The sequence below is a fragment of the Mesorhizobium sp. HAY1-8B genome, from assembly GCF_056868045.1.
Genome location: NZ_CP200321.1, coordinates 3,747,400 through 3,768,835 on the forward strand (window position 1 = coordinate 3,747,400; position 21,436 = coordinate 3,768,835).

Here is a 21,436-nt window from a genome sequence, read left to right on the forward strand (position 1 = left end):
CTCGATAAGTTTTGAGGTGTTTTTGAGGCGTTTCAGCTGTATGCCGCCTCTCAGTCAGAGCTATACTTCCGCCATCCAGTCGAAACAAGACCAAGGGGAGGATGCCGTGAAGACCGACAATTATGCCAAGCTCAGATCCGATCGTGTCTGGCTTGCCGCCGATGTGTGCAACGTCGACGATTTTGCCGCGTCGACGCAAAGGACGACAAATCCAGCAAACTATCCGTTCGCGTCCGAGGTGCGGAAGAACGTCCTGATCTACGATGGTGCACCGGTTCGTGCGGTCGCCGGCGATCCGGCCCGGCGCAAGGCGCTTATGGCCGAATGGGTCGAGGCGATGACCGACGGTCCGGGTGTGGTCGTGTTTCGCGGCGCCTTCGAGGATGTGGCGCCAGTCGACGCAGCCACTGAAGCGTTCAATGCCATCATCGCCGAGGAGCGTGCGGACGGGGCAGGCGGCGGCGATCATTTTGCCAAGCCCGGCGCCAACGACCGGGTGTGGAATGCGCTGGAGAAGCTGTGCCTGCGCGATCCCGCGACCTTCGCCGCCTATTACGGCAACGATATCATCGCGCTGATATCGGAAGCCTGGCTCGGCCCAGCCTATCAGGTGACGTCGCAGGTGAACAATGTCAGGCCAGGTGGCGCATCGCAGTCGGCGCACCGGGACTATCATCTCGGTTTCCAAACCGCGTCCATCATCGAACGCTATCCGGTGCACGTCCATCGCATCTCGCCGGTGCTGACGCTGCAGGGCGCCGTCGCTCATTGCGACATGCCGGTGGAAAGCGGCCCCACGCTTTATTTGCCCTATTCGCAGACCTACCTGCCTGGATACCTGGCGATGAACCGCCCCGAATTCCAGGCCTATTTCGCCGAGCATCATGTTCAGCTGCCCCTGAAAAAGGGCGATGCGGCCTTCTTCAATCCGGCGCTGTTCCACGCCGCCGGCACCAACCGTTCGGCCGACATCCAGCGCATGGCGAATCTCTTGCAGGTCTCATCGGCCTATGGCCGCGCCATGGAGAGCGTGGACCGGACCCGCATGAGCGCGGCCCTCTATCCCATTCTGCAACGTATGCTGGGCGACGGCAGCCTGACCAGGCAGGCGGCGGGCAACGCCATTGCGTCGTCGGCGGAAGGCTATTCCTTTCCGACCAATCTCGATCGCGACCCGCCGCTCGGCGGGCTTGCGCCGGAGACACAACAGGCGCTTTTCCATCGTGCTCTGGATGCAGGATGGAGCCCGGCCGTCTTCGTGGGCGAACTCGAGAAACAGGCGCGTAAAAAACTGACCTGAGAACCGCCTATCGCGACTGTCGGGGTTGGTGGCGCGCGGTCGAACCGGCATACGAGAGCCCATATATGCCGGCCTGGCCGCGCGCCCGCACGCCGTTGGCTCATCGCCTGACAACGTGCGATCTCGTGAGCTTGCGATGCGGACGACGCTCAGACCATCCTGGCGATTGCCATGCACAGCACGGTGACCACCAGCAGCCATGCGGCAATGCGTTCGCCCATCGCCATTCTGGCGCGCAGTTGCGCTTCGATTTCCGCATTGGCGCCGGCAAGCCGCCTGCTGGGCGCCCTGACCATGGCGCCGAGCACGCCGGCGGCGGCAAAGGCGGTCACGATGCCGAGCGCCAGCACCATTTCCATCGAGCCGAAATAGGCGCCGTGGAAGAAATACCACAGCAGTGCCCCGGTTAGGAAAACCATGCCGGCCGCGCCCATCTGCGGCTGGATGAAGCGTTCCGCCTTGATCTCGGGATCGCGGGCGAGCGTGATGGTGGTGCCAGCCCAGAACACGCCGGCCATGACGTGAAGACCGATAACCACGATATAGACATATTGCATGCCGGCTCTCCTCTCTCGCGTGCTGGTGCACAATAGTTAGATATCTAACTATTAGATGTCAATGTATAAACGCGAACCTGTTCCATCTGCGGAAGACACCGTCTTTGTCTGACGCAATTCCGGGCGGAAAACCGCTTCACACTTTTCCTGGAATTGCTCTAGTGTCCGGCAATGACGCCCTTTGAACGCCCGCCAGTCGGCATGAATCTCGGCCGCACCGCCAAGCTCGTTGCGCAGGCCTTCGACGCCGCTTTGGTTGAAGCGGGCGGGACCTTGCCGGTCTGGCTCACGCTGCTGTCGGTCAAGTCGAGCAAGCTTGCCAATCAGCGCGAACTCGCCGGCATGATCGGCATCCAGGGCGCGACGCTGACCCACCATCTCAACGCGATGGAGGCGCAGGGCCTGCTGACGCGCCGCCGCGATCCCGTCAACCGGAGGGTCCATCTGGTCGAATTGACAGAAGCGGGAGAAGAGCTGTTCGAGACGTTGCGACAAGCAGCAGTCGCCTTCGACAAGCGGCTCCGCAAAGGATTGCCCGACGAGCGTCTGGCGGAGTTTGCGCAGGTGCTGGCGGCATTGCGGGACAATTTGGAGAGCTAAAGCAATTCCAGGAAAAGCGTGGAGCGGTTTTCCGTCCGGAATTGCGTCAAAACAAAGAGTTTGAGCGGTGCGCCGTTTCCGTGGAACACTGCACTGCTCCGGGAAAGCCAGGCCGTTGGCTCAGTCGTCATAGCTCTGGATTGTTCCAAACGCATAGCGGCGCAACTTCAGTGCGGTGATCAGGTTGGTGAGCTGTGTCTTGCCGTCGAAACTGTCCTGGAACATCTCGTCATGCATCAAGAGGATCAGCTTGCCTGGCTTGGCGAAGCGGCCATAGCCGAACAGGTGATCGATTTCGCTGACCAGATGGTCGACGCTCTGGACCGGCTCGCCGTTATCCTTGTGCACCCACTCGTGGTCCCAGCCGTAGAGATAGAAGCCGGAAGCCGCGACGAATTCGTAGTCGGGATCCTCGCGGCCGGCTTGCGCGGGCCCAAGCGAGTTGTCGTCCTTTGACATCGAAGGCAGCCGGAATACATCGCGCCCCGGCAGTCGAGCGTGCACCGCGGGCTTCAGGCCAAGCACGGCATTCGCCATGAGCATGTCGGCAACCACACCTTCCGTGTCGCTGTAGAAGTGCCGGTAGTGATTGTAGGCGTGGCTGTAGCTGTGGTTGCCGATCGTCACCAGCGGCATCGCCTTGGCCCGCCGTACCAGGGCCTTGTTGGACGCACTGGCCTCGGCGTGCATGCCCACCATGAACAACGTTGCCGGAACCTGTTCCGCCGCCAACACATCGAGGATGTTGCTGGTGCCGTTCAGCGGACCATCGTCGAAGGTGAGATAGATGGTGCGATCCGCCCCATAAGCCGGCAGCGCGGACATCAGCATGGCCGCCAGCACAAGCCGAAAGAATGTCATAGGCCGCTATATCCGTTTGCGATCACGACAGGCCGCCATCTCGGCGGTTGTCAAGGCGGGCCAGGTTTCGCCTATGCCAGCCTGCCTTGCAGCACCGTCAGCCTGGCCTTCTTCGGCATGCGCGCGGTCAGCCATTCGAGCGCCTTGTCGTGCGGCATAGGGAAGGCGATGGAATATCCCTGTACCTGGTCGCAGCCGATCGCCATCAGCGAATCGAGTTCGGCCTCGGTTTCAGCCCCCTCGGCGACGATCGAGATGCCGAGCCCGCGGGCAAGCTCGGTGATGGCGCGCACGATCTTGGAATTGTCGCCATTCTCATGGATGTTCTGGACGAAGCGGCGGTCGATCTTGAGCCGATCGATCTCGTTGGGATTGACGTGGCTGAGCGACGCATAACCGGTGCCGAAATCATCGAGTTCCAGATGCACGCCCGCGGCCCTGATGTGGCGCAGCTTGGCGGCGATACCTGTCTTCTCGTCGTCCAGAATGACGGATTCGACGATTTCCAGCGAGAGTTTCTGCGGCGGCAGCCCGGCCTTTTCCAGTGTCTCGAACAAGAACGCATCGAAATCGTGCTCGCGCAGTTCGGTGCCCGAAACGTTGACGGCAAGCCGGCCGAAGGCAATCCCGGCACGGTTCCACTCGGCGGCTTCGTTGATCGCCTTGCTGATCACGATACGGCCGATCTCCGGCATGAAACCGCATTTCTCGGCGACCGGAATGAATTCGCCCGGCGAGATCATGCCGCGCTCGGGATGGTTCCATCGCACCAGGGCTTCGATACCGCTGATGGCGCCGTTGGTCAGGGAGACCTGCGGCTGGAAATAGACCTGGAACGCTTTTTCTGAAATGGCGACCTTGATGTCGTGCTCGAGCTGCTTGCGGTAGTCGAGTTCGCGGCGCAGCTCCTCCGAGAAGAACGAGAAATTGCCGCCGCCCATCTTCTTGGCGGAGTAGAGCGCCAGATCGGCATGGACGAGCAGGTCCTGCGCATTGTCGGCATCGATCGGATAGACGGCGATGCCGCCGCTGGCACCCGGAAGAATCGTGGTGCCCTGGAAGATGATCGGCTCGTTGATATGCGCCAGGATCCGCCGTGCCAGCATGTTGATGTCCTCGGTGCTGCCCGCGCCATTGAGGATCATCACGAATTCGTCGCCACCGAGCCGCGCGCACAGATCCGACGCCCGGCACGAATCGCGCATGCGCTGCGCCGTCACCACCAGGACATAGTCGCCGGCGGCGTGGCCGAGCGTATCGTTGATCTGCTTGAATCGGTCGAGGTCTAGCTGGACCACGGCCAGGCGTTCGCGCCGCCGGTGCGCACTCTTGATCAGCGTGTCGAAATGGTCGGTCAGGAAAGTGCGGTTGTGCAGGCCGGTCAGGCCGTCGTGAACCGCGATGAAGGCCATCGAGTTGCGCGCATCGACCAGTTCACGCGTCTTGCGCAGGATCGCATTGGACATCGGCCTGAAGATGAACAGTGCCACCAGCAGGATGACGCCGAGCGTGGCGTAGAACAGCGTGCGGTGGAGGGCGAGCAACTTTTCGGAGCGCTCGTCGGCCTCGGCGCTGATGCGCTGGCCAAGGGCCGCATAGCCCGACAAGGTTGCGTTGGCGACCGACGTATCGAGGTTGACGCGCTCAGCGCCGCCCTTGTAGCCATCATTGTCGAGATTGAGTTTCGATTCAAAGGCCGAGATCAGACGGTCGCCATTGGCGATCAGCCCAACCGAGAAATAGTCGAGATGGAAGGGCTTGGCGAAAAGCACGCTCTCGATCGACTTCGCATCAAGCTTGGCCGGCGACTGCGGATCCGCGCCCGTCTCCTTGAGCAGCAGGTCGTAATTGGTCTCGAATTCCGCCGTGGCTTGCTTGAGCGCGCTGACCAGCGCCGGCTGCTTGTCGCGCGACGCGGCACCCGTTGCGCTGGCAAGGAAGACGATGCGCTGCGACAATGTCTTCTGCGTGCCGACGATATCGAGCAAGGTGTGGTTGTGCTGCTGCGTGGCCATCGTCTGCTGCAGCAGGACGAAGGAGGCTGCCACCATGGTGGCGATGATCAGCAGCGCGAGCCAGTAGCCGGCCTTGATCAGCAGTATGAGCTTGCCTGAAACGGTTTGCACCGGCTGCTGCGACATTTTCGGGGGCGGCCCTCTCGCCAACGGATTCCTGTATGATCACAATTGAACCGCAAACGTTAACAGGACCGGAAATCGACAGCCGGCCGGCAAGGGGAAAGGCGGAAAGATCGCTGAATGGTTATCGGCTCCTTTCGCCGCCGGCCTGCATTTGAGCATTGCTTCTCGCGTGCGTTCTCGGGTAGCCGCTCAGGCGATGCCCGTCGCGTCTCGGTTGATGCTGTCCGGCCACCCGATCCGGTCGCTTTTGCGATGGATTTTTTGCGCAAGCGGGACGACAGTCTGCCCACGTCAAACGAGGCCCGACCATGACCGCAGCATTTCTCTCCCATATCGACAGCGAGCTCGCAGGGCTCAAATCGGCCGGGCTCTACAAATCCGAGCGGGTGATCTCCTCGATGCAGTCGGCGCAGATCGAGGTCGGCGGCGAGAAAGTGCTGAATTTCTGCGCCAACAACTATCTCGGCCTCGCCGACAGCGCCGAACTGCGAAAGGCGGCCACGCAGGCGCTCGATCGCTACGGCTACGGCATGGCCTCGGTGCGCTTCATCTGCGGCACGCAGGAGGAGCACAAGCAGCTCGAGGCGACGATTTCCTCCTTCCTCGGCCTGGAAGACACCATCCTCTACGGCTCCTGTTTCGACGCCAATGGCGGCCTGTTCGAGACGTTGCTCGGTGAAGACGACGCGGTCATTTCGGATGCGCTGAACCACGCCTCGATCATCGACGGCGTCAGGCTGTCCAAGGCCAAGCGCTTCCGATACGCCAACAACGACATGGCCGATCTGGAGGCGCGATTGAAGGAGGCGAAGGATTGCCGCTTCCGACTGATCGCCACCGACGGTGTGTTCTCGATGGACGGCATCATCGCCAACCTGAAGGGCGTCTGCGACCTTGCCGAGAAATACGATGCGATGGTCATGGTCGACGACAGCCATGCGGTCGGCTTCGTCGGCAAAAATGGTCGCGGCTCGGCGGAGCATTGCGGCGTCGAGGGCAGGGTCGACATCATCACCGGCACGCTGGGCAAGGCGCTCGGCGGCGCCTCCGGTGGCTACACCTCCGGCAAGAGCCAAGTGGTCGACTGGCTGCGCCAGCGCTCGCGGCCCTATCTCTTTTCCAACACACTGATGCCGGCGATCGCCGGCGCCTCGATCAAGGTGTTCGACCTGATTCGCAATGGCGACGCGTTGCGCGAACGCCTATATGCCAATGCGGCGCGGTTCAGATCTGAGATGGGCAAGCTCGGCTTCACGCTGGCTGGTGCCGATCATCCGATCATTCCGGTGATGCTGGGCGAAGCGACGCTGGCGCAGGAGATGGCGGCGCGCATGCTGAAGCGCGGCATCTATGTCATCGGCTTCTCGTTCCCGGTGGTGCCGAAAGGCCAGGCGCGCATCCGCACCCAGATGTCGGCGGCGCATTCCAGCGCCGACATCGATCGGGCGGTGGAGGCATTCGGCGCGGTCGGCAGGGAACTGGGCGTGATTTCCTGAGCGGCCGGCGCCGAAAAGCGATTCCGGATCAAGAGATTCAAGGGACAAGAGAATGTCGAACATGATGAAGGCGCTGGTGAAGGCCAAGGCCGAGCCGGGCATCTGGATGGAAGAAGTGCCGGTCCCGGAGATCGGCCCCAACGATGTGCTGATCAAGGTCAAGAAGACGGCGATCTGCGGCACTGACGTCCATATCTACAATTGGGATCAGTGGGCGCAGAAGACGGTGCCGGTGCCGATGGTGACCGGCCATGAATTCGTCGGCACCGTCGCCGATTTCGGCGCGGCCGTCACCGAATACAAGGTCGGCCAGCGCGTCTCGGGCGAAGGCCACATCGTCTGCGGCCATTGCCGCAACTGCCGTGCGGGCAGGGGGCATCTGTGCCGCAACACGCTCGGTGTCGGCGTCAACCGGCCGGGCGCTTTCGGCGAGTATCTGGCGATCCCGCAGCACAATGTCGTTCCGATCCCCGACGATGTGCCGGACGAAGTCGCGGCGATCTTCGATCCGCTGGGCAATGCCGTCCACACGGCATTGTCCTTCGATCTGGTCGGCGAGGACGTGCTGGTCACCGGCGCCGGGCCGATCGGCATCATGGGCGCGCTGGTTGCCCAATGCGTCGGTGCGCGAAAGGTGGTCATCACCGACATCAACCCGGTTCGGCTGGCGCTGGCGAAAAAGCTCGGCGTCCAGCATGTCGTCGACGCCTCGAAGCAAAAGCTGCGCGACGTCATGCCGGCGCTCGGCATGACCGAGGGTTTTGACGTCGGCCTCGAAATGTCGGGCGCCGCCCCCGCCTTCCGTGACATGATCGACACCATGAACAATGGCGGCAAGATCGCCATTCTGGGCATTGCGCCCACCGGCTTCGAGATCGACTGGAACAAGGTCATCTTCAAGATGCTGCATCTCAAGGGCATCTATGGCCGCGAGATGTTCGAGACCTGGTACAAGATGATCGCGCTGGTGCAGGGCCCGCTCGATGTCTCGGGACTGATCACGCACCGCATCGGCATCGACGATTTCCAGACAGGCTTCGATGCGATGAGGAGCGGCAGTTCGGGCAAGGTCGTGATGGACTGGTAGCCGCGTTCGGCGAGCCTAGCCAGGAAAAGGCCTCAGGGGCTCTTGGTTCTCAACCATCGCACTTGTCGCCATGCGCGGCGTAGCGCGGTTGCGGCGGAGCCGATCGCGATGATGGCAAGCGCGAGCGTCAGGACCTCGTTGCGGCCATGCCAGAGGAATTCCACCGAGGACAGCAGTGCAGCCATGGTTGCAACCGCCATGCGATGCGGTTTGGCCATCGGGCCGGAGAAATCGCTCGGTGCTTCATTGGCCCGCCCGAGTTCCCGTACATAGGCGGTGAGAACCGAAAAACAGGCGGCTGCCCAGCCAAGGCCAGGCATGGCGATGCCGTAGCCTATTCCCACCATGATGGCGATGTCGGCGATCCTGTCCGGGAACTCGTTCCAGAACGGCCCATCGGCTGACGCCTTGCCGCCTTCGACGGCGACCATGCCATCGAAAAGGTTGCATAGCAGGCGCAGTTGGCAGAACAGCGCGGCACCCGGCAACAACAGCAAACGCGCCATGTCGTCGCTCTGCCCGCCAAGCCAGAAGGCGGCGCCGGCCAGCGCGCCGGCGAGGATGCTGGCCTGCGAAATCTGGTTAGGGGTCACCGAGAGTGCGGCGAGACGTCTGGCCGTCGCCTGTGCCCAGCGCGTGTCGCGGCTTGCAAGGGGTCTGCGATCGCCTGTGTTCATGACTGCCTCATCCCGGCGACCAGAAGTAACGCGTGAGGTGGAAGAAGATCGGAGCGGAGAACACCACCGAATCCAGCCGATCGATCAGGCCGCCATGGCCGTCTATCAGATGGCCCCAATCCTTCACGCCGCGGTCGCGTTTGATGGCGGACATCACGAGGCCGCCGAAAAAACCCATCAACGTGATCAGGAAGGCCATTGCGCCGGCCTGAAGCGGAGAGAACGGCGTGATCCACCACAGACCAGCGCCGACGAGGCTGGCGCAGGCGATGCCGCCGACGAAACCTTCAACAGTCTTGGACGGCGAAAGCCTTGGTGCGATCTTCGTACGCCCGATCATCTTCCCCCAGATATATTGCAGCACATCGCTCAACTGAACGACGATGACAAGGAAGGCTATCAAAAGCACATTGCGACCCTCGTAGCCGGGAATATGCAACGTCAGCAGAGCCGGCACGTGCGAGGCGCAGAAGACGCAGATCATCAGCGCCCATTGCACCTCCGCGATTCGAACCAGGAAGTGCTGCGTGTCGCCTCGCACCGCCGAGATGATGGGCATCAACAGGAAGGCGTAGACCGGAATGAAAACGGAAAAGATCTCGTAGTCCTCGATCCAGAGCAGGACGTACTGCAACGGCAGCACGACGAAAAACGCGGTGGCCAGCGCCCAGTGGTCGGCACGGCGCGTATTGGTCAGCGTCACGAACTCGCGAAGGGCGGCGAAGGAGCAGAAGCCGAAGAGGAGCAGAACGCCGATGCGCCCGGCGACGAATGCGATGGCGATGAGGATCGCCATCACCCACCAGGCATTGATGCGGGCGTTGAGGTTCTCGATGGCAGGATTCGAGCCGTCCGGCGACAAGCGTCGTTCCAGGATCTGGCCCACGAAGGAGGCCGTAAGCAGGATCCCGCAGACGCCGAGCACGAGAACCATCATGTCGAATTGGGTGGAGCTCATTCTTCTACCCTCTCGGCCGCCGCCTTTTTCGGCGCCAGCGCGAGTAGCGCCTCCCGTGCCCGCTCGAGAAACATATCCTTGTCCTCGCCATCAGCCAGATGCATTGGCTCGCCGAACGTCACCGTGCAGATCAGTGGTATAGGAACGAACTCCCCCTTCGGCATCACCCGGTTGAGATTGGCGATCCATACCGGCACCAACTCGAAATCGGGGTGCAATGCCGCCAAATGGAACAAGCCGGATTTGAATGGCTGCAAGGACGCATCGGACTGGTTGCGCGTGCCTTCCGGGAAAAGGATCAGTGAAGAGCCTTCCTTCATCGCTTCCCCCATGCTCTCGACAGGATCCATCGTGCGTGCGTCGCGATTGCGATCGATCAGGACGGCATTGAAAACGTCGCGCCCGATGAACCTTCGGAGTTTTGATTTCAGCCAGTAGTCGGCGCCCGCTACGGGACGGACCCGCCGACGCAGGCGCGGCGGCAGAACAGCCCAGATCAAGATGAAATCACCATGGCTGGAGTGGTTGGCAAAGAAGATCGAGCGACGGCGAGGCAGCCTGCCTTCGTGCCAGAACGGCCGCACAGCGGTGATGGCACGCGCAAACAGCAAGACGATCACCGCCACCGGCTTGGCAATCAGCGACTTCATCCATCCCCCAATTCGCTCATGGATCATCCGCCAGCTGACACGCAGGCGCAGAAAATCCGCTATCGAACAAGCAGGGATCGCGAGATCCGTGGCTGCCTGAACGTGCTACCCCTTCGCGGCGACCGTCTTATATCTCCTCCGGCGACGGCGGCTATCTCCTACCCAATGCGGTTTCCAGCGACAAGATGCCCTTTATGATGGAAGTCCGTTCGTCGGCGCTCAACTGGGCCAGCAGCACTTGCTCAAACGCCTTCGCCAACGGCACCATCTCACGATAGGCGGCAAGGCCCGCTTTGGTGAGCCTCAAATGCTCGACACGGCGATCGTTCTCATCGGGTGTCCGGATGAGCCAGCGCCGCCTTTCAAGCTCGGCCACCGCGCGCGATACTTTGGTCTTGTGCATGGCCGACTGCTCGCCGAGCTCTGTCGCGGTCATCGTCCCGAGCTGGCCAAGTCCGGAAAGCGTGCGCCATTCCGGCCGCGTCAGCCCGTGACTGTCCTTGTATATCCGCGAGAATTCGCGGCTGACGGCATCGGCAAGGCGATACAGCCGGTAGGGCAGGAAGCTTTCGAGTTCCAGGATCTCCGGGTCCATGGTTCATTTCCCTGCGCGCATGGTGGCATTGATAGTTACATTTTCGATGGTTACAAATGAAACCAGTTTGGTCAATCCGGCTGGCGCCTTGCCGGATGCGCAAGGGAGGAAGCGATGGCCTTTTCCTACATGCCGGGCTTCGGCAACGATTTCGAGACCGAAACCTTGCCCGGCTCGCTGCCGCAGGGGCGGAACTCGCCGCAACGGCCGGCCTACGGCCTTTACGCCGAACAGCTTTCCGGCTCGCCCTTCACCGCGCCACGTGGCACCAATGAGCGGTCCTGGCTCTATCGCATCCGGCCGAGCGTCAAGCACACCGGCCGCTTCAAGGCGGCGAACTATCCCCTGTGGAAGAGCGCGCCCAATGTCGGTGACCACGAACTGGCGCTTGGCCAGTATCGCTGGAACCCGGTGCCGATGCCGAAGGAGCCGACCGATTTTATTCAGGGGATGCGCACCATCACCACGGCTGGCGACGTGCTCGGCCAGAGCGGCATGGCGGCGCATGTCTATGTCGCCAACACATCGATGGTCGATGATCATTTCTTCAATGCCGATGGCGAGTTGCTGGTGGTGCCGCAAGTGGGCGCCTTGCGCCTCGTCACCGAGATGGGCGTCATCGAGCTCTGGCCCGGCGAGATCGCCGTTTTGCCGCGCGGCCTCGTCTTCAAGGTCGAATTGGTCGACAGGCAAGTGCGCGGCTACGTCTGCGAGAACTATGGCGCCAAGCTGACCTTGCCCGATCGCGGCCCGATCGGCGCCAATTGCCTGGCCAACCCGCGTGATTTCAAGACGCCTTGCGCGTGGTTCGAGGAGAAGGAGACGCCGTGCCGGCTGATCGTGAAATGGTGCGGCAATTTCCATGTCACCGAGATCGGCCATTCGCCGCTCGACGTCGTCGCCTGGCATGGCAACTACGCGCCCTACAAATATGATCTGGCGACGTTTTCGCCGGTCGGCGCCATCCTGTTCGATCACCCCGATCCGTCGATCTTCACCGTGCTGACCGCGCCGAGCGGCGAGGAAGGCACGGCCAATATCGACTTCGTCATCTTCCCGCCGCGATGGCTGGTGGCCGAGGATACGTTCCGGCCGCCATGGTACCACCGCAACATCATGAGCGAATTCATGGGCCTGATCCACGGCCAGTACGATGCCAAGGAAGAAGGCTTTGTTCCCGGTGGCATCAGCCTGCACAATCTGATGCTGGCCCATGGCCCGGATGCCCCTGGCTTCGAAAAAGCCTCGCGCGCGGATCTGAAACCGGTCAAGCTCGACAACACCATGGCCTTCATGTTCGAGACCCGCTTCCCGCAGATGCTGACCCGCTACGGCGCCGAACTGGAAACCCGCCAGGACAACTACATCGATTGCTGGGCAGACCTGAAGAAGCGTTTTAATGGCACGCTGGAGGGCGACTGGTCTTGAGCCGCAAGCCAATGCCGGATCGGTTGGTGCTGCTGGGCTCCAAGGGCGGGCCGGCATTGCGGCCAGGCGGGCCGTGGCCGAGCTCGTCGCTGCTTGAGATCGGTGGGCGAACCATCATCGTCGATTGCGGGCTTGGCGCGACCCGCGGTCTGGTCGATGCCGGTATCAGCCTGAAGGCACTCGACCTGATCTTCATCACGCATCTGCATTCCGATCATGTGCTGGAACTGGGGCCACTGGTCCATACCGCCTGGACGGCGGGGCTGGCGACGCCGATCAGCGTGTTTGGTCCGCCCGGCACCGGCCACTACTGGCGTCGCTTTTGCCAGGCGATGGAATTCGACATCGAGATCCGCATCGTCGACGAGGGTCGGCCTGACATTCGCGATCTGGTTTCGATCGACGAGTTCGGCGAGGGCCAGGTGGTCGAGCAAGGTGGCCTGAAGGTCACGGCGCTGCGTGTCGACCATCCGCCGGTGACCGACTGTTTTGCCCTGCGCTTCGAGCATGGCGGGAAAACCGTGGTCTTTTCCGCCGATACGGCCTTCTTTCCACCGCTCGCCGATTTCGCCGAGGGTGCTGACCTTCTCGTCCACGAAGCCATGCTGGAGGAAGGCATCGAGCGGTTGGTCGCCAGAACCGGCAATGGCGCGCGGCTCAAGGAACATCTGCTCGCCAGCCACAGCTTTGCCCAGGAAGCCGGTCGCATCGCCAGCGATGCCGGCGTCAAGAGGCTGGTGCTCAACCACCTCATTCCCGCCGACGATCCCGAGATCACCGAGGCCGACTGGCTTGCTGCTGTCAGGAAAACATGGGCCGGCGACTTGACGATCGCCCGCGACGGCCTTGTTGTGGAGCTAGCATGATCCCGAAAAGTGGAAACCGGTTTTCGGAAAAGATCATGCGTAAGGCAAAAAGCCAAGGCGGTGGCAAAGCCGCATCAGGAGAGGAAATCGCATGAAGCTTGCCACATTGAAGGACGGGACGCGCGACGGAAAACTCGTTGTCGTCTCGCGCGACCTGACGCAATACACCGACGCTTCGTTCCTGGCGCGCACGCTGCAGGCGGCACTCGACGATTGGCGCAGGATTTCGCCGCATCTCGGCACAATAGCGGAATCGCTGGAGAACAATGCGATGCCATCAGCGCGCTTTCACGAGCACGACGCGCATTCGCCGCTGCCACGCGCCTATCAATGGGCCGACGGATCGGCCTATGTGAACCATGTCGAACTGGTGCGGAAGGCGCGTGGCGTCGAGATGCCGGCAAGCTTCTGGACCGATCCGCTGATCTACCAGGGCGGCTCGGACTCCTTCATCGGGCCGCGCGATCCGATCCGCATGGCCGACGAAGCCTTCGGCATCGACATGGAGGCGGAAGTCGCCGTCATCGTCGATGACGTGCCGATGGGGGCAAGCCTCGATGAAGCGCGCGCCGCCATCCGGCTGGTCATGCTGGTCAATGATGTTACCCTGCGCGCGCTCACCGGGCCGGAACTGGCCAAGGGTTTCGGCTTCTTCCAATCGAAACCGTCCTCGGCCTTTTCACCCGTTGCGGTGACGCCGGACGAACTGGGCGATGATGCCTGGGATGGCGACAAGGTCAGCCTGCCGCTGCTTGCCGATCTCAACGGCAAGCCGTTCGGCCGCGCCAATGCTGGTGTCGATATGACCTTCGATTTCCCGGCCCTTATCGCGCACGCCGCGAAGACGCGACCGCTTGTCGCCGGCACCATCATTGGTTCGGGTACGGTTTCCAACAAGCTCGACGGCGGCCCGGGAAAGCCTGTCTCGGCCGGCGGCGCCGGCTATTCCTGCATCGCCGAACTGCGCATGATCGAGACCATTGCGTCAGGCGAACCGAAGACGCCGTTCCTGCGCTTCGGTGACACGGTGCGGATCGAGATGAAGGACAAGGCCGGACATTCGATCTTCGGCGCCATCGAACAGACGGTCGAGAAATACGAACGATAGCGAGGGAATGGAATGACGGGGGAGGTATTCTATCCGTTGGCCGGTGTCTGGGCGCTGGCTATTCTGGCTGTCTTCATCCTGGCGGTACGGTTGAGCTATCGCATCGAGGCGCGCTCGCCGAATCTCACCAACCGCAGCGGCTTCCCGCGCAAGGCGATGATGTTTCACACCATCACCAACATGAATGTCGCGCGGGACGAGGAAACGCAAGCCATGCGTCGGCACATGAACGGGTTGCTGCTGATCGTTCTCGCTGGATTCGCGATCACGGCGGCAGGCTTGCATCTGGTGCGGTCAGGGGGATGATCTCATGACCCTGCTGGATCATCTGCGCCGCATGGCCGGCAACAATCTCTGGTCGAATGACCGGCTCTATCGTGCCGTTCTGGCGCTCAAGCCCGGTGAGTTCGAAGCCGAGCGCACCAGCTTCTTCCCGTCGATCAAGGCAACGCTCAACCACATTCTGGCGGTCGATCATCTCTATCTCGATTTTCTCGAAGAGGGCGGCATCGGTGCCGCAGCCCATGATGATTTTGTGCCTTTCGACGAACCCCATGCGTTGTTCGCCGCGCAGGTCGCGGCCGACCGGCGACTGATCGCCTTCTGCGATGGCCTGTCGGAGGTCGATCTCGACCGCCGGGTCATCACCGACCGGCGTGAGGACGGCATGATCCCCGAGCGCATCGGCGATATCCTTGCCCATGTCTTCCTGCACGACATCCACCATCGTGGCCAGGTGCACGCAATGCTGTCCGGCACCTCGGTTGCGCCGCCGCAGCTGGACGAGTTTTTGCTCGATTATGATGTGAAGCTCAGGAACGATGAGGTCGGGCGGCTCGGCTTGTAGGCCGCTCGACCCGCTTGCAAGCTTACGCCGCCTTGCCGTCGACCTTGATCACGCCGCGCTTGATCTGGTCCTGCTCGATCGATTCGAACAGCGCGCGGAAATTGCCTTCGCCAAAGCCTTCGTCACCCTTGCGCTGGATGAACTCGAAGAAGATCGGCCCGATCACCGTCTTCGAAAAGATCTGCAGCAGGATCTTGGTCATGCCGCCGTCGACCACGCCTTCGCCGTCGATCAGGATACCGTGCTTCTTCATCCGCTCGATCGGCTCGTCATGGCCGTTCACCCTGGCATACGACATGTCGTAATAGGTTTCCGGCGGGCCGGGCATGAACTTCAGCCCATTGGCGGCGAGCTTGTCGGTGGCGGCGTAGATCTCGTCGGTGCCGACCGCTATGTGCTGGATGCCTTCGCCATTGTACTTCTTCAGATACTCGGCGATCTGGCTGGTCTCGTCCTTGGATTCGTTGAGTGGAATGCGGATCTTGCCGCAGGGCGAGGTAATCGCCCGGCTGACCAGGCCGGTGATCTTGCCGTCAATGTCGAAGAAATGGATCTGCTTGAAGCCGAACAGATTGCGGTAGAAATCCCACCATTTATCCATTTGGCCGCGATAGACATTGTGGGTCAGGTGATCGAGGAAATAGAAGCCGACGCCTTGCGGCCGCGGATCGCGCGAGCCGAGCCATTCAAACTCGGCATCGTAGGCCGAGCCCTTCTTGCCATAGGCATCGATGAAATAGAGCAGCGAGCCGCCGATGCCTACGATCGCCGGCACGTCGAGCGCCTTATCGTCGCCTTCGTAAGGCGTGGCGCCCTTGGAGACGGCGTGGTCGAACGCATGCTTTGCGTCGACCACGCGCCAGGCCATCGAGGCGGCGCAAGGGCCATGCTTGCCCGCGAACTTCATCGCATGCGAGCCCGGCTCGGCATTGACGACATAGTTGATGTCGCCCTGGCGCCATACGGTGATGTCTTTCGTGCGATGCTTGGCGACCGCCACATAGCCCATGCGGGTGAACAGCTCAGCCAGCTTCCGCGGTTCCGGATGCGCGAATTCGACGAATTCGAAACCATCGGTGCCGGCGGGGTTATCCCTGCTGATCTTGGCGGGCGGGGCGTCATGCGGGAAGGGGCCCATGGTATTCCTCCGGAAGCTGGCTTGGCCCGAGACGGCCATCTGACGCCATCATAGCGCGCAGCCGGCGCATGGTGCTTGCATTCAAACGCTTGAAATGATCATCTCATGCGCGAAGCATGCATGTTGAGAGAAAAAATCATGGATGAGACGCGCATTGATCAATTTGACCGCAAGATAATGGCGCTCTTGCAAGGCGATGCGCGGCTGACGAACAATGATCTCTCGGACCGGGTGAACCTGTCGGCATCACAATGCTCGCGCCGTCGCCAGCGGCTTGAGGAGGACGGCTACATCAAGGGCTATCGCGCCGTGCTTGATCGCGACAAACTCGGCTTCTCGCTGGTCAACGTCATCTCGGTGACCTTGGCCACACACAATCGCGACAACGCTCGGCGCTTCGGCGAGTTGGTGGCGCGGCTGCCCGAAGTGCAAGAGGCGCACGCGCTGACCGGCGAGATGGATTACATCCTGAAGGTGGTGACGCCCGATCTCAAATCACTGTCGGAGTTCGTCAACGGTGTGCTCCTGCCGCATGAATCGGTGCAGCATGTGAAGACGGCGATCGTGCTGGAGACGCTGAAGGAGACCGGCGCCCTGCCGATTTGATCCTTGGTCTCTAGCCCTTCGACTGCTGGATCAACCCATACAAATTCGTGCAGCGCGCGCCGGAGCGGCAATAGGCGAAGACCGGCCCTTCCAATTCGTCCAGCGCCTCGGCCTGATCCTCGACATTCTCGGCTGTGATCTGGCCGCTGATCACCGGGATGTAGCGGAAGGCGAGGCCCGCGGCTTCCACCGCCGCCTTGAGCGTGTCGGCCGAAGGCTGGCCGGGCTGTTCGTCATCCGGCCGGTTGCAGATGACGCTCTTGAAGCCGGCGGCCTTGATGGCCGCGACGTCTTCGGGCTGGATCTGGCCCGAGACCGAATAGTCTTCGCTGATCTCGCGGTATTCCATGGCAACATCCTCGCAATCTGGTTTGTCGAGGAGTCTTGCCACTCCCCGACGTGGCCGGCAATCCGCGCCGACAGAAATCATTCAGCGCAGATAGACGTTTCCCGCGGAGAATCCAACTCAGGCCGCCCAGGCCGGGAACGGATCTGGCAGCGCTCGCCACAATTCAGGCCGAAAGTCCTCGGCGTCGACCAGGCAATCGTCCAGTTCGGCGCGGATTTGCGCCTCATCCATCGGTTCGCAGCCGATGAAGACCAGTTCCTGGCGGCGATCGCCCCAGACAGGGTCGAGATAGGGGGCCATGCTTTGACGCCATTCGGCATGGCCGGGCCAGCGGCTTCGCGGCACGGCAGCCCACCACAGGCCGCGCTTTTCGGTCCGCACCAGTGCGCCCGCCTGGCTCATTTCGCCGACATGGCGCGGCCGTGTCGCCAGCCAGAAGAAGCCTTTGGCCCGCACCACGCCCGGCCATGCGCGGCCGATGAAGGTCTGGAACCTCGCCGGCTGGAACGGTTTTCGCGCCCGGTAGACGAAGGAACGGATGCCGTATTCCTCGGTCTCGGGAACATGGTCTCGAAAACCGTTGAGTTCCTTGAACCAGAGCGGATTCTGTTGCGCTTTGTCGAAATCGAAGCGGCCGGTGGCGAGCACCTTGTCGAGCGGCACCTTGCCGAAATCGGCTTCGACGATCTCGGCACCGGGGTTGAGCGCCCGCACGATCAGCCTTGCCATGTCGCGCTGGTGCGGGCTCGCCACGCCGATCTTGTTCAGCACCACGATGTCGGCGAACTCTATCTGTTCGACCAGTAGGTCGACCAGAGCGCGGCTGTCCTGCTCGCCAAGCGACTGGCCGCGCAGCTTGAGGAAATCCGACGAGGAATAATCCTTGAGCAGATTGAGCGCGTCGACCACGGTCACCATCGTGTCGAGGCGGGCGACGTCGGACAGGCTATTCCCATGCTCGTCGCGGAAATCGAAGGTCGCGGCGACGGGCAGGGGCTCGGAAATGCCGGTCGATTCGATCAGCAGATAGTCGAAGCGATCTTGTTCGGCGAGTGCGCGGACCTCCTTCAACAGGTCGTCGCGCAACGTGCAGCAGATGCATCCATTCGACATCTCCACCAGTTTCTCGTCGGTGCGCGACAGGTCGGCGCCGTCGCGCACAAGTTCGGCATCGATGTTGATCTCGCTCATGTCGTTGACGATGACGGCGACGCGGCGGCCCTCGCGATTCGACAATATGTGATTGAGCAGCGTGGTCTTGCCGGCACCGAGGAAGCCGGAAAGCACGGTGACGGGAAGGCGTTTGAGACCGGGCATTCTATTCATGATTGGGTTCCGGGATCTTAGTGAAATCGTAATGTTATTTTATTACATATGGAGTGCTGAAAAAGGCGGAGACTGGCTCCGCCTTTCCGAGCGTGGCGCTCCTCAACTGCCGAGGATGGCGCCTTTGATCTGACGGATGTTGTTGTGCATCATGTCGATATAGGTCGAGCCGGGGCCATCGGGCTGCGAGAGGGCGTCCGAATAGAGCGTGCCGCCCACCTTGATGCCGGTCTCGCTGGCGATCTGCTCGATCAGGCGCGGGTTGGTGATGTTCTCGACGAAGATCGCGGCCGCCTTGTCCTGCTTCACCTGCTCGACCAGCTTGGCGACATCGGCGGCCGACGGCTCGGAATCGGTCGAAATGCCTTGCGGGGCGAGGAAGGTCAGGCCGTATTCGTGTTCGAAATAGCCGAAGGCGTCATGCGAGGTGATGACGACGCGCTTCGCCTCGGGGATCGACTGGATCGCCGCCTTCACTTCGCCTTCCAGCGCATCGAGCTTCTTGGTGTAGGCGGCGGCATTGGTCTGGTAGCTGACGCAGCCTTCGGAATCGGCGGCGCAGAACGCCTCGGCGATGTTCTTCACATAGATCTTGGCATTGGCGATCGACTGGAAGGCGTGCGGATCGGTGACCGTCTTGCCGCCGCCGGTGCCGGCACCTTCGGCTGCGTCGGCGTCGGCGAACTCAGGCTTGAAATCGATCGGCGTCACACCCTTGGTCAAGGTGATGATCGACGCCTTGGTGGCGCTGGCATCGACCAGCCGTTGCAGGAAACCTTCGAAATGCAGGCCGTTGACCAGAACGATATCGGCCTTGGCCATGGCGACGGCGTCGGCCGGGCTCGGCTCATAGACATGGGCATCGCCATCCGGCCCGACGATGGTGGTGATGTCGACACGGTCGCCGCCGACATTTCTGGCGAAATCGGCGATGACGGTGAAGCTGGCGACCACTTTCAGCGGTGCCGCGAAGGCCGCCGACGCGCCAAAGGCGGTTAATGTTATAACGCTCATCGCCAGGGCGGCACGGATGGATTTCAGCATGGACGAGGGTCTCCTTTCAGGGGCGGGGATCAGGCCGTTCTGTGACGGTGATGGATGATGCGGGCGCGCAGAATGCCGCGCGTGCCGAACAGGATCGAGGCGAAATAGACGACGCCGGCCGACAGGATGATGGCTGGACCGGACGGCAGTGAGGCGTGATAGGACAAAAGCAGCCCGGCGATGCAAGAGGCAAAGCCGATCAACACGGCCAGCACGCACATCGGCTCGACGCGCACCGTCCAGAAGCGGGCGGCTGCCGCCGGCAACATCATCAGCCCGACGGAAAGCAAAGTGCCGAGCGCCTGGAAGCCGCCGACGAGATTGAGAACAACCAGACCAAGGAAAATGAAATGCACGGGGCTGCCCATCTTGCTGACCGAACGCAGAAACAACGGATCGAGGCATTCGGCGACCAGCGCCCGCCAGAAGATAGCGAGGCTGACCAACGTCACCGCGACGATGCCGCCGATCAGGATCAGCGCCTCATTGTTGAGCGCCAGCACCGTACCGAACAGCACATGCATGAGATCGACGCTGGAGCCTCGGATCGACACCATCAGCACGCCGATGGCGAGTGATATCAGGTAGAAGGCCGCCATTGAGGCATCCTCGCGCTGGATGGTGAAGCGCGAGACGGCACCGGCGCCGAGCGCCACGACGATGCCGGCGATCAGGCCACCAATGGTCATCGGCAGAATTTCGAGGCCGTAGAACAGGAAGCCGGCGGCCGCCCCGGGCAGGATGGCATGCGCCATGGCGTCACCCGACAGGCTCATGCGCCGCAGCATCAGGAAGACGCCGATAGGGCAGGCGCCGAGCGACAGCATCAGCGAGCCGAACAGCGCCCGCTGCATGAAGCCGAAATCGGCGAAGGGCGCGATGAAAAGACCGTAGACCCAGTCCATCAGGCGGCCCTCGGTCCGGCGCCGTGGTGATGGTCGTGATCGTGCCCGTGAGCATGGTCATGATGATCGTGATCGTGGCCATGATCATGGGCGTGCTCGTCCGGTTCGCACCAGGGCGCGTTCTCTTCCCAGGCTTCGTGAAAACGGCGGGCGCGCAACAGGTTTTCCGGCTTCAGCGTCTCGCGCGTTTCGCCCCAGGCGATCGGCTGGCGGGCCAAAAGCAGGGTCTCGGGGAAATTCTGACGTACCAGATCGAGATCATGGACGACCACCATGATGGTGCGTTCTTCGCCATGCCAGCGCTTGATCAGGGCGATCAGGTCACCGACAGTCTTGGCATCGACGGCGTTGAACGGTTCGTCGAGCAGGATCAGGTCGGCATCCTGCAACAGCACGCGGGCAAACAGCGTGCGTTGCAACTGGCCGCCCGACAGCGTGTCGATCGGGCGCTTCTCGAAGCCGCCAAGGCCGACCGCCATCAGCGCCTGGCTGACCGCCGCGCGATCCTCGGCGGTATAGCGGCCGAGCATGCCGCGCTTCGGCCAGAGCCCCAGCGAAACAAGGTCGACAACACGCGCCGGGAAGGAGCGGTCGAGTTCCGATTGCTGGGGAAGGTAGGCGGCGCGCACGCCGGGTGCGCGAACCACCTCGCCAGCCATCGGTTTCAGGACCCCGACGATACCCTTCATCAGCGTCGATTTGCCGGACCCATTGGCACCGACCACGGCCGTCAGCGACCCCTTGCGGATCGTGCCGTCGAGATGATGGATCGCCGGGTGGCTGCTGTAGCCCAGCGTCAGGTCACGGAAGGTCAGGCAGGTCTGGGTCATGTCGTTCCGTGAAGCAGCGAAACCCGGCTGCGGGCAGGGGTCGATTGGATATGTGATGTTATTACAT

The 21,436-nt window shown here is 62.0% G+C and carries 23 protein-coding genes; 10 read left to right on the plus strand and 13 right to left on the minus strand.

Translation table 11 applies throughout. The features are described from left to right. Positions 1 to 106 precede the first annotated feature (106 nt). Positions 107 to 1,300, plus strand: coding sequence for a phytanoyl-CoA dioxygenase family protein (locus AC1VON_RS17635; protein WP_483124345.1), 1,194 nt, complete (start codon positions 107 to 109; stop codon positions 1,298 to 1,300). 149 nt (positions 1,301 to 1,449) lie between these two features. Here AC1VON_RS17635 and AC1VON_RS17640 read toward each other — a convergent pair whose 3' ends face one another. Then, complete coding sequence (locus AC1VON_RS17640) at positions 1,450 to 1,857, minus strand: hypothetical protein (protein ID WP_483124346.1); 408 nt, start codon at positions 1,855 to 1,857, stop codon at positions 1,450 to 1,452. Positions 1,858 to 2,058: 201 nt separating this feature from the next. Here AC1VON_RS17640 and AC1VON_RS17645 point away from each other — a divergent pair, with 201 nt between their 5' ends. Continuing rightward, entirely contained in the window at positions 2,059 to 2,457 is a 399-nt protein-coding gene (locus tag AC1VON_RS17645) for a MarR family winged helix-turn-helix transcriptional regulator (RefSeq protein WP_246740706.1), read from the plus strand. Positions 2,458 to 2,577: 120 nt separating this feature from the next. Here AC1VON_RS17645 and AC1VON_RS17650 read toward each other — a convergent pair whose 3' ends face one another. Together AC1VON_RS17650 and AC1VON_RS17655 are read right to left on the minus strand one after the other, a co-directional pair. After that, positions 2,578 to 3,318 carry a polysaccharide deacetylase family protein gene (locus AC1VON_RS17650; protein ID WP_172351003.1) on the minus strand — a complete coding sequence of 247 codons (741 nt, stop codon included), beginning with the start codon at positions 3,316 to 3,318 and terminating at the stop codon, positions 2,578 to 2,580. A 71-nt stretch (positions 3,319 to 3,389) separates the two neighbouring features. Then, entirely contained in the window at positions 3,390 to 5,459 is a 2,070-nt protein-coding gene (locus AC1VON_RS17655; RefSeq protein ID WP_172351002.1) for a putative bifunctional diguanylate cyclase/phosphodiesterase, read from the minus strand. Between the two features lie 308 nt (positions 5,460 to 5,767). Here AC1VON_RS17655 and AC1VON_RS17660 point away from each other — a divergent pair, with 308 nt between their 5' ends. Next, the gene (locus tag AC1VON_RS17660; RefSeq protein WP_172351001.1) at positions 5,768 to 6,955 is read left to right on the plus strand and encodes a glycine C-acetyltransferase; all 1,188 of its coding nucleotides are present in this window, start codon (positions 5,768 to 5,770) and stop codon (positions 6,953 to 6,955) included. 52 nt (positions 6,956 to 7,007) lie between these two features. Next, a complete protein-coding gene (gene tdh / locus AC1VON_RS17665) occupies positions 7,008 to 8,042 on the plus strand; it encodes an L-threonine 3-dehydrogenase (RefSeq protein WP_140768066.1) in 1,035 nt (344 codons plus the stop codon). A 32-nt stretch (positions 8,043 to 8,074) separates the two neighbouring features. Here the strand turns inward: tdh and AC1VON_RS17670 are convergent, their stop codons facing one another. The 4 genes from AC1VON_RS17670 to AC1VON_RS17685 form a co-directional block, all read right to left on the minus strand. Then, the gene (locus tag AC1VON_RS17670) at positions 8,075 to 8,719 is read right to left on the minus strand and encodes a CDP-alcohol phosphatidyltransferase family protein (protein WP_483124347.1); all 645 of its coding nucleotides are present in this window, start codon (positions 8,717 to 8,719) and stop codon (positions 8,075 to 8,077) included. A 7-nt stretch (positions 8,720 to 8,726) separates the two neighbouring features. Beyond that, entirely contained in the window at positions 8,727 to 9,677 is a 951-nt protein-coding gene (locus tag AC1VON_RS17675) for a phosphatidate cytidylyltransferase (RefSeq protein WP_172350999.1), read from the minus strand. Next, the gene (locus AC1VON_RS17680; protein WP_483124348.1) at positions 9,674 to 10,327 is read right to left on the minus strand and encodes a lysophospholipid acyltransferase family protein; all 654 of its coding nucleotides are present in this window, start codon (positions 10,325 to 10,327) and stop codon (positions 9,674 to 9,676) included. The genes AC1VON_RS17675 and AC1VON_RS17680 overlap by 4 nt, the downstream gene beginning before the upstream one ends. A 151-nt stretch (positions 10,328 to 10,478) precedes the next feature. After that, positions 10,479 to 10,922 carry a MarR family winged helix-turn-helix transcriptional regulator gene (locus AC1VON_RS17685; protein WP_483124349.1) on the minus strand — a complete coding sequence of 148 codons (444 nt, stop codon included), beginning with the start codon at positions 10,920 to 10,922 and terminating at the stop codon, positions 10,479 to 10,481. A 114-nt stretch (positions 10,923 to 11,036) separates the two neighbouring features. On the opposite strand from AC1VON_RS17685, the gene hmgA reads away from it, so the two are divergent. The 5 genes from hmgA to AC1VON_RS17710 all read left to right on the plus strand — a co-directional run bounded on the left by hmgA (position 11,037) and on the right by AC1VON_RS17710 (position 15,171). After that, positions 11,037 to 12,350, plus strand: coding sequence for a homogentisate 1,2-dioxygenase (gene hmgA / locus AC1VON_RS17690; protein WP_483124350.1), 1,314 nt, complete (start codon positions 11,037 to 11,039; stop codon positions 12,348 to 12,350). An 11-nt stretch (positions 12,351 to 12,361) separates the two neighbouring features. After that, positions 12,362 to 13,216: an MBL fold metallo-hydrolase gene (locus AC1VON_RS17695; RefSeq protein WP_483126343.1), complete on the plus strand. Its 855-nt coding sequence runs from the start codon at positions 12,362 to 12,364 to the stop codon at positions 13,214 to 13,216. A 91-nt stretch (positions 13,217 to 13,307) separates the two neighbouring features. Then, complete coding sequence (locus AC1VON_RS17700) at positions 13,308 to 14,324, plus strand: fumarylacetoacetate hydrolase family protein (protein WP_483124351.1); 1,017 nt, start codon at positions 13,308 to 13,310, stop codon at positions 14,322 to 14,324. A gap of 12 nt (positions 14,325 to 14,336) precedes the next feature. Further along, a complete protein-coding gene (locus AC1VON_RS17705; RefSeq protein ID WP_172350994.1) occupies positions 14,337 to 14,630 on the plus strand; it encodes a hypothetical protein in 294 nt (97 codons plus the stop codon). 4 nt (positions 14,631 to 14,634) lie between these two features. Next, positions 14,635 to 15,171, plus strand: a complete 537-nt coding sequence (locus tag AC1VON_RS17710; RefSeq protein WP_172350993.1) for a DinB family protein — start codon at positions 14,635 to 14,637, stop codon at positions 15,169 to 15,171. A gap of 22 nt (positions 15,172 to 15,193) precedes the next feature. Here the strand turns inward: AC1VON_RS17710 and hppD are convergent, their stop codons facing one another. Further along, on the minus strand, positions 15,194 to 16,309 hold the full coding sequence (gene hppD, locus AC1VON_RS17715) for a 4-hydroxyphenylpyruvate dioxygenase (RefSeq protein WP_172350992.1): 1,116 nt from the start codon (positions 16,307 to 16,309) through the stop codon (positions 15,194 to 15,196). Positions 16,310 to 16,447: 138 nt separating this feature from the next. On the opposite strand from hppD, the gene AC1VON_RS17720 reads away from it, so the two are divergent. Further along, positions 16,448 to 16,915, plus strand: coding sequence for an Lrp/AsnC family transcriptional regulator (locus AC1VON_RS17720; RefSeq protein ID WP_172350991.1), 468 nt, complete (start codon positions 16,448 to 16,450; stop codon positions 16,913 to 16,915). 10 nt (positions 16,916 to 16,925) lie between these two features. Here the strand turns inward: AC1VON_RS17720 and AC1VON_RS17725 are convergent, their stop codons facing one another. The 5 genes from AC1VON_RS17725 to aztA all read right to left on the minus strand — a co-directional run bounded on the left by AC1VON_RS17725 (position 16,926) and on the right by aztA (position 21,369). Next, positions 16,926 to 17,264, minus strand: coding sequence for a protein tyrosine phosphatase family protein (locus AC1VON_RS17725; RefSeq protein ID WP_056562770.1), 339 nt, complete (start codon positions 17,262 to 17,264; stop codon positions 16,926 to 16,928). Between the two features lie 117 nt (positions 17,265 to 17,381). Further along, positions 17,382 to 18,590: a zinc metallochaperone GTPase ZigA gene (gene zigA, locus AC1VON_RS17730; RefSeq protein ID WP_483124352.1), complete on the minus strand. Its 1,209-nt coding sequence runs from the start codon at positions 18,588 to 18,590 to the stop codon at positions 17,382 to 17,384. Between the two features lie 102 nt (positions 18,591 to 18,692). After that, the gene (aztC, locus tag AC1VON_RS17735) at positions 18,693 to 19,634 is read right to left on the minus strand and encodes a zinc ABC transporter substrate-binding protein AztC (RefSeq protein WP_172350989.1); all 942 of its coding nucleotides are present in this window, start codon (positions 19,632 to 19,634) and stop codon (positions 18,693 to 18,695) included. Between the two features lie 29 nt (positions 19,635 to 19,663). Next, positions 19,664 to 20,539 carry a zinc ABC transporter permease AztB gene (gene aztB, locus AC1VON_RS17740; protein ID WP_475451321.1) on the minus strand — a complete coding sequence of 292 codons (876 nt, stop codon included), beginning with the start codon at positions 20,537 to 20,539 and terminating at the stop codon, positions 19,664 to 19,666. Next, complete coding sequence (aztA, locus tag AC1VON_RS17745; protein WP_483124353.1) at positions 20,539 to 21,369, minus strand: zinc ABC transporter ATP-binding protein AztA; 831 nt, start codon at positions 21,367 to 21,369, stop codon at positions 20,539 to 20,541. Before aztA ends, aztB begins: the two co-directional genes overlap by 1 nt. Between the last annotated feature and the right edge of the window lie 67 nt (positions 21,370 to 21,436).

Bases quoted from the DNA above. Each gene is read 5' to 3' on its own strand.
- AC1VON_RS17640 (WP_483124346.1), bottom strand. From the start codon at position 1,857: ATGCAATATGTCTATATCGTGGTTATCGGTCTTCACGTCATGGCCGGC.
- AC1VON_RS17645 (WP_246740706.1), top strand. From the start codon at position 2,059: ATGAATCTCGGCCGCACCGCCAAGCTCGTTGCGCAGGCCTTCGACGCC.
- AC1VON_RS17650 (WP_172351003.1), bottom strand. From the start codon at position 3,318: ATGACATTCTTTCGGCTTGTGCTGGCGGCCATGCTGATGTCCGCGCTG.
- AC1VON_RS17655 (WP_172351002.1), bottom strand. From the start codon at position 5,459: ATGTCGCAGCAGCCGGTGCAAACCGTTTCAGGCAAGCTCATACTGCTG.
- AC1VON_RS17660 (WP_172351001.1), top strand. From the start codon at position 5,768: ATGACCGCAGCATTTCTCTCCCATATCGACAGCGAGCTCGCAGGGCTC.
- tdh (WP_140768066.1), top strand. From the start codon at position 7,008: ATGTCGAACATGATGAAGGCGCTGGTGAAGGCCAAGGCCGAGCCGGGC.
- AC1VON_RS17670 (WP_483124347.1), bottom strand. From the start codon at position 8,719: ATGAACACAGGCGATCGCAGACCCCTTGCAAGCCGCGACACGCGCTGG.
- AC1VON_RS17675 (WP_172350999.1), bottom strand. From the start codon at position 9,677: ATGAGCTCCACCCAATTCGACATGATGGTTCTCGTGCTCGGCGTCTGC.
- AC1VON_RS17680 (WP_483124348.1), bottom strand. From the start codon at position 10,327: ATGAAGTCGCTGATTGCCAAGCCGGTGGCGGTGATCGTCTTGCTGTTT.
- AC1VON_RS17685 (WP_483124349.1), bottom strand. From the start codon at position 10,922: ATGGACCCGGAGATCCTGGAACTCGAAAGCTTCCTGCCCTACCGGCTG.
- hmgA (WP_483124350.1), top strand. From the start codon at position 11,037: ATGGCCTTTTCCTACATGCCGGGCTTCGGCAACGATTTCGAGACCGAA.
- AC1VON_RS17695 (WP_483126343.1), top strand. From the start codon at position 12,362: ATGCCGGATCGGTTGGTGCTGCTGGGCTCCAAGGGCGGGCCGGCATTG.
- AC1VON_RS17700 (WP_483124351.1), top strand. From the start codon at position 13,308: ATGAAGCTTGCCACATTGAAGGACGGGACGCGCGACGGAAAACTCGTT.
- AC1VON_RS17705 (WP_172350994.1), top strand. From the start codon at position 14,337: ATGACGGGGGAGGTATTCTATCCGTTGGCCGGTGTCTGGGCGCTGGCT.
- AC1VON_RS17710 (WP_172350993.1), top strand. From the start codon at position 14,635: ATGACCCTGCTGGATCATCTGCGCCGCATGGCCGGCAACAATCTCTGG.
- hppD (WP_172350992.1), bottom strand. From the start codon at position 16,309: ATGGGCCCCTTCCCGCATGACGCCCCGCCCGCCAAGATCAGCAGGGAT.
- AC1VON_RS17720 (WP_172350991.1), top strand. From the start codon at position 16,448: ATGGATGAGACGCGCATTGATCAATTTGACCGCAAGATAATGGCGCTC.
- AC1VON_RS17725 (WP_056562770.1), bottom strand. From the start codon at position 17,264: ATGGAATACCGCGAGATCAGCGAAGACTATTCGGTCTCGGGCCAGATC.
- zigA (WP_483124352.1), bottom strand. From the start codon at position 18,590: ATGAATAGAATGCCCGGTCTCAAACGCCTTCCCGTCACCGTGCTTTCC.
- aztC (WP_172350989.1), bottom strand. From the start codon at position 19,634: ATGCTGAAATCCATCCGTGCCGCCCTGGCGATGAGCGTTATAACATTA.
- aztB (WP_475451321.1), bottom strand. From the start codon at position 20,539: ATGGACTGGGTCTACGGTCTTTTCATCGCGCCCTTCGCCGATTTCGGC.
- aztA (WP_483124353.1), bottom strand. From the start codon at position 21,369: ATGACCCAGACCTGCCTGACCTTCCGTGACCTGACGCTGGGCTACAGC.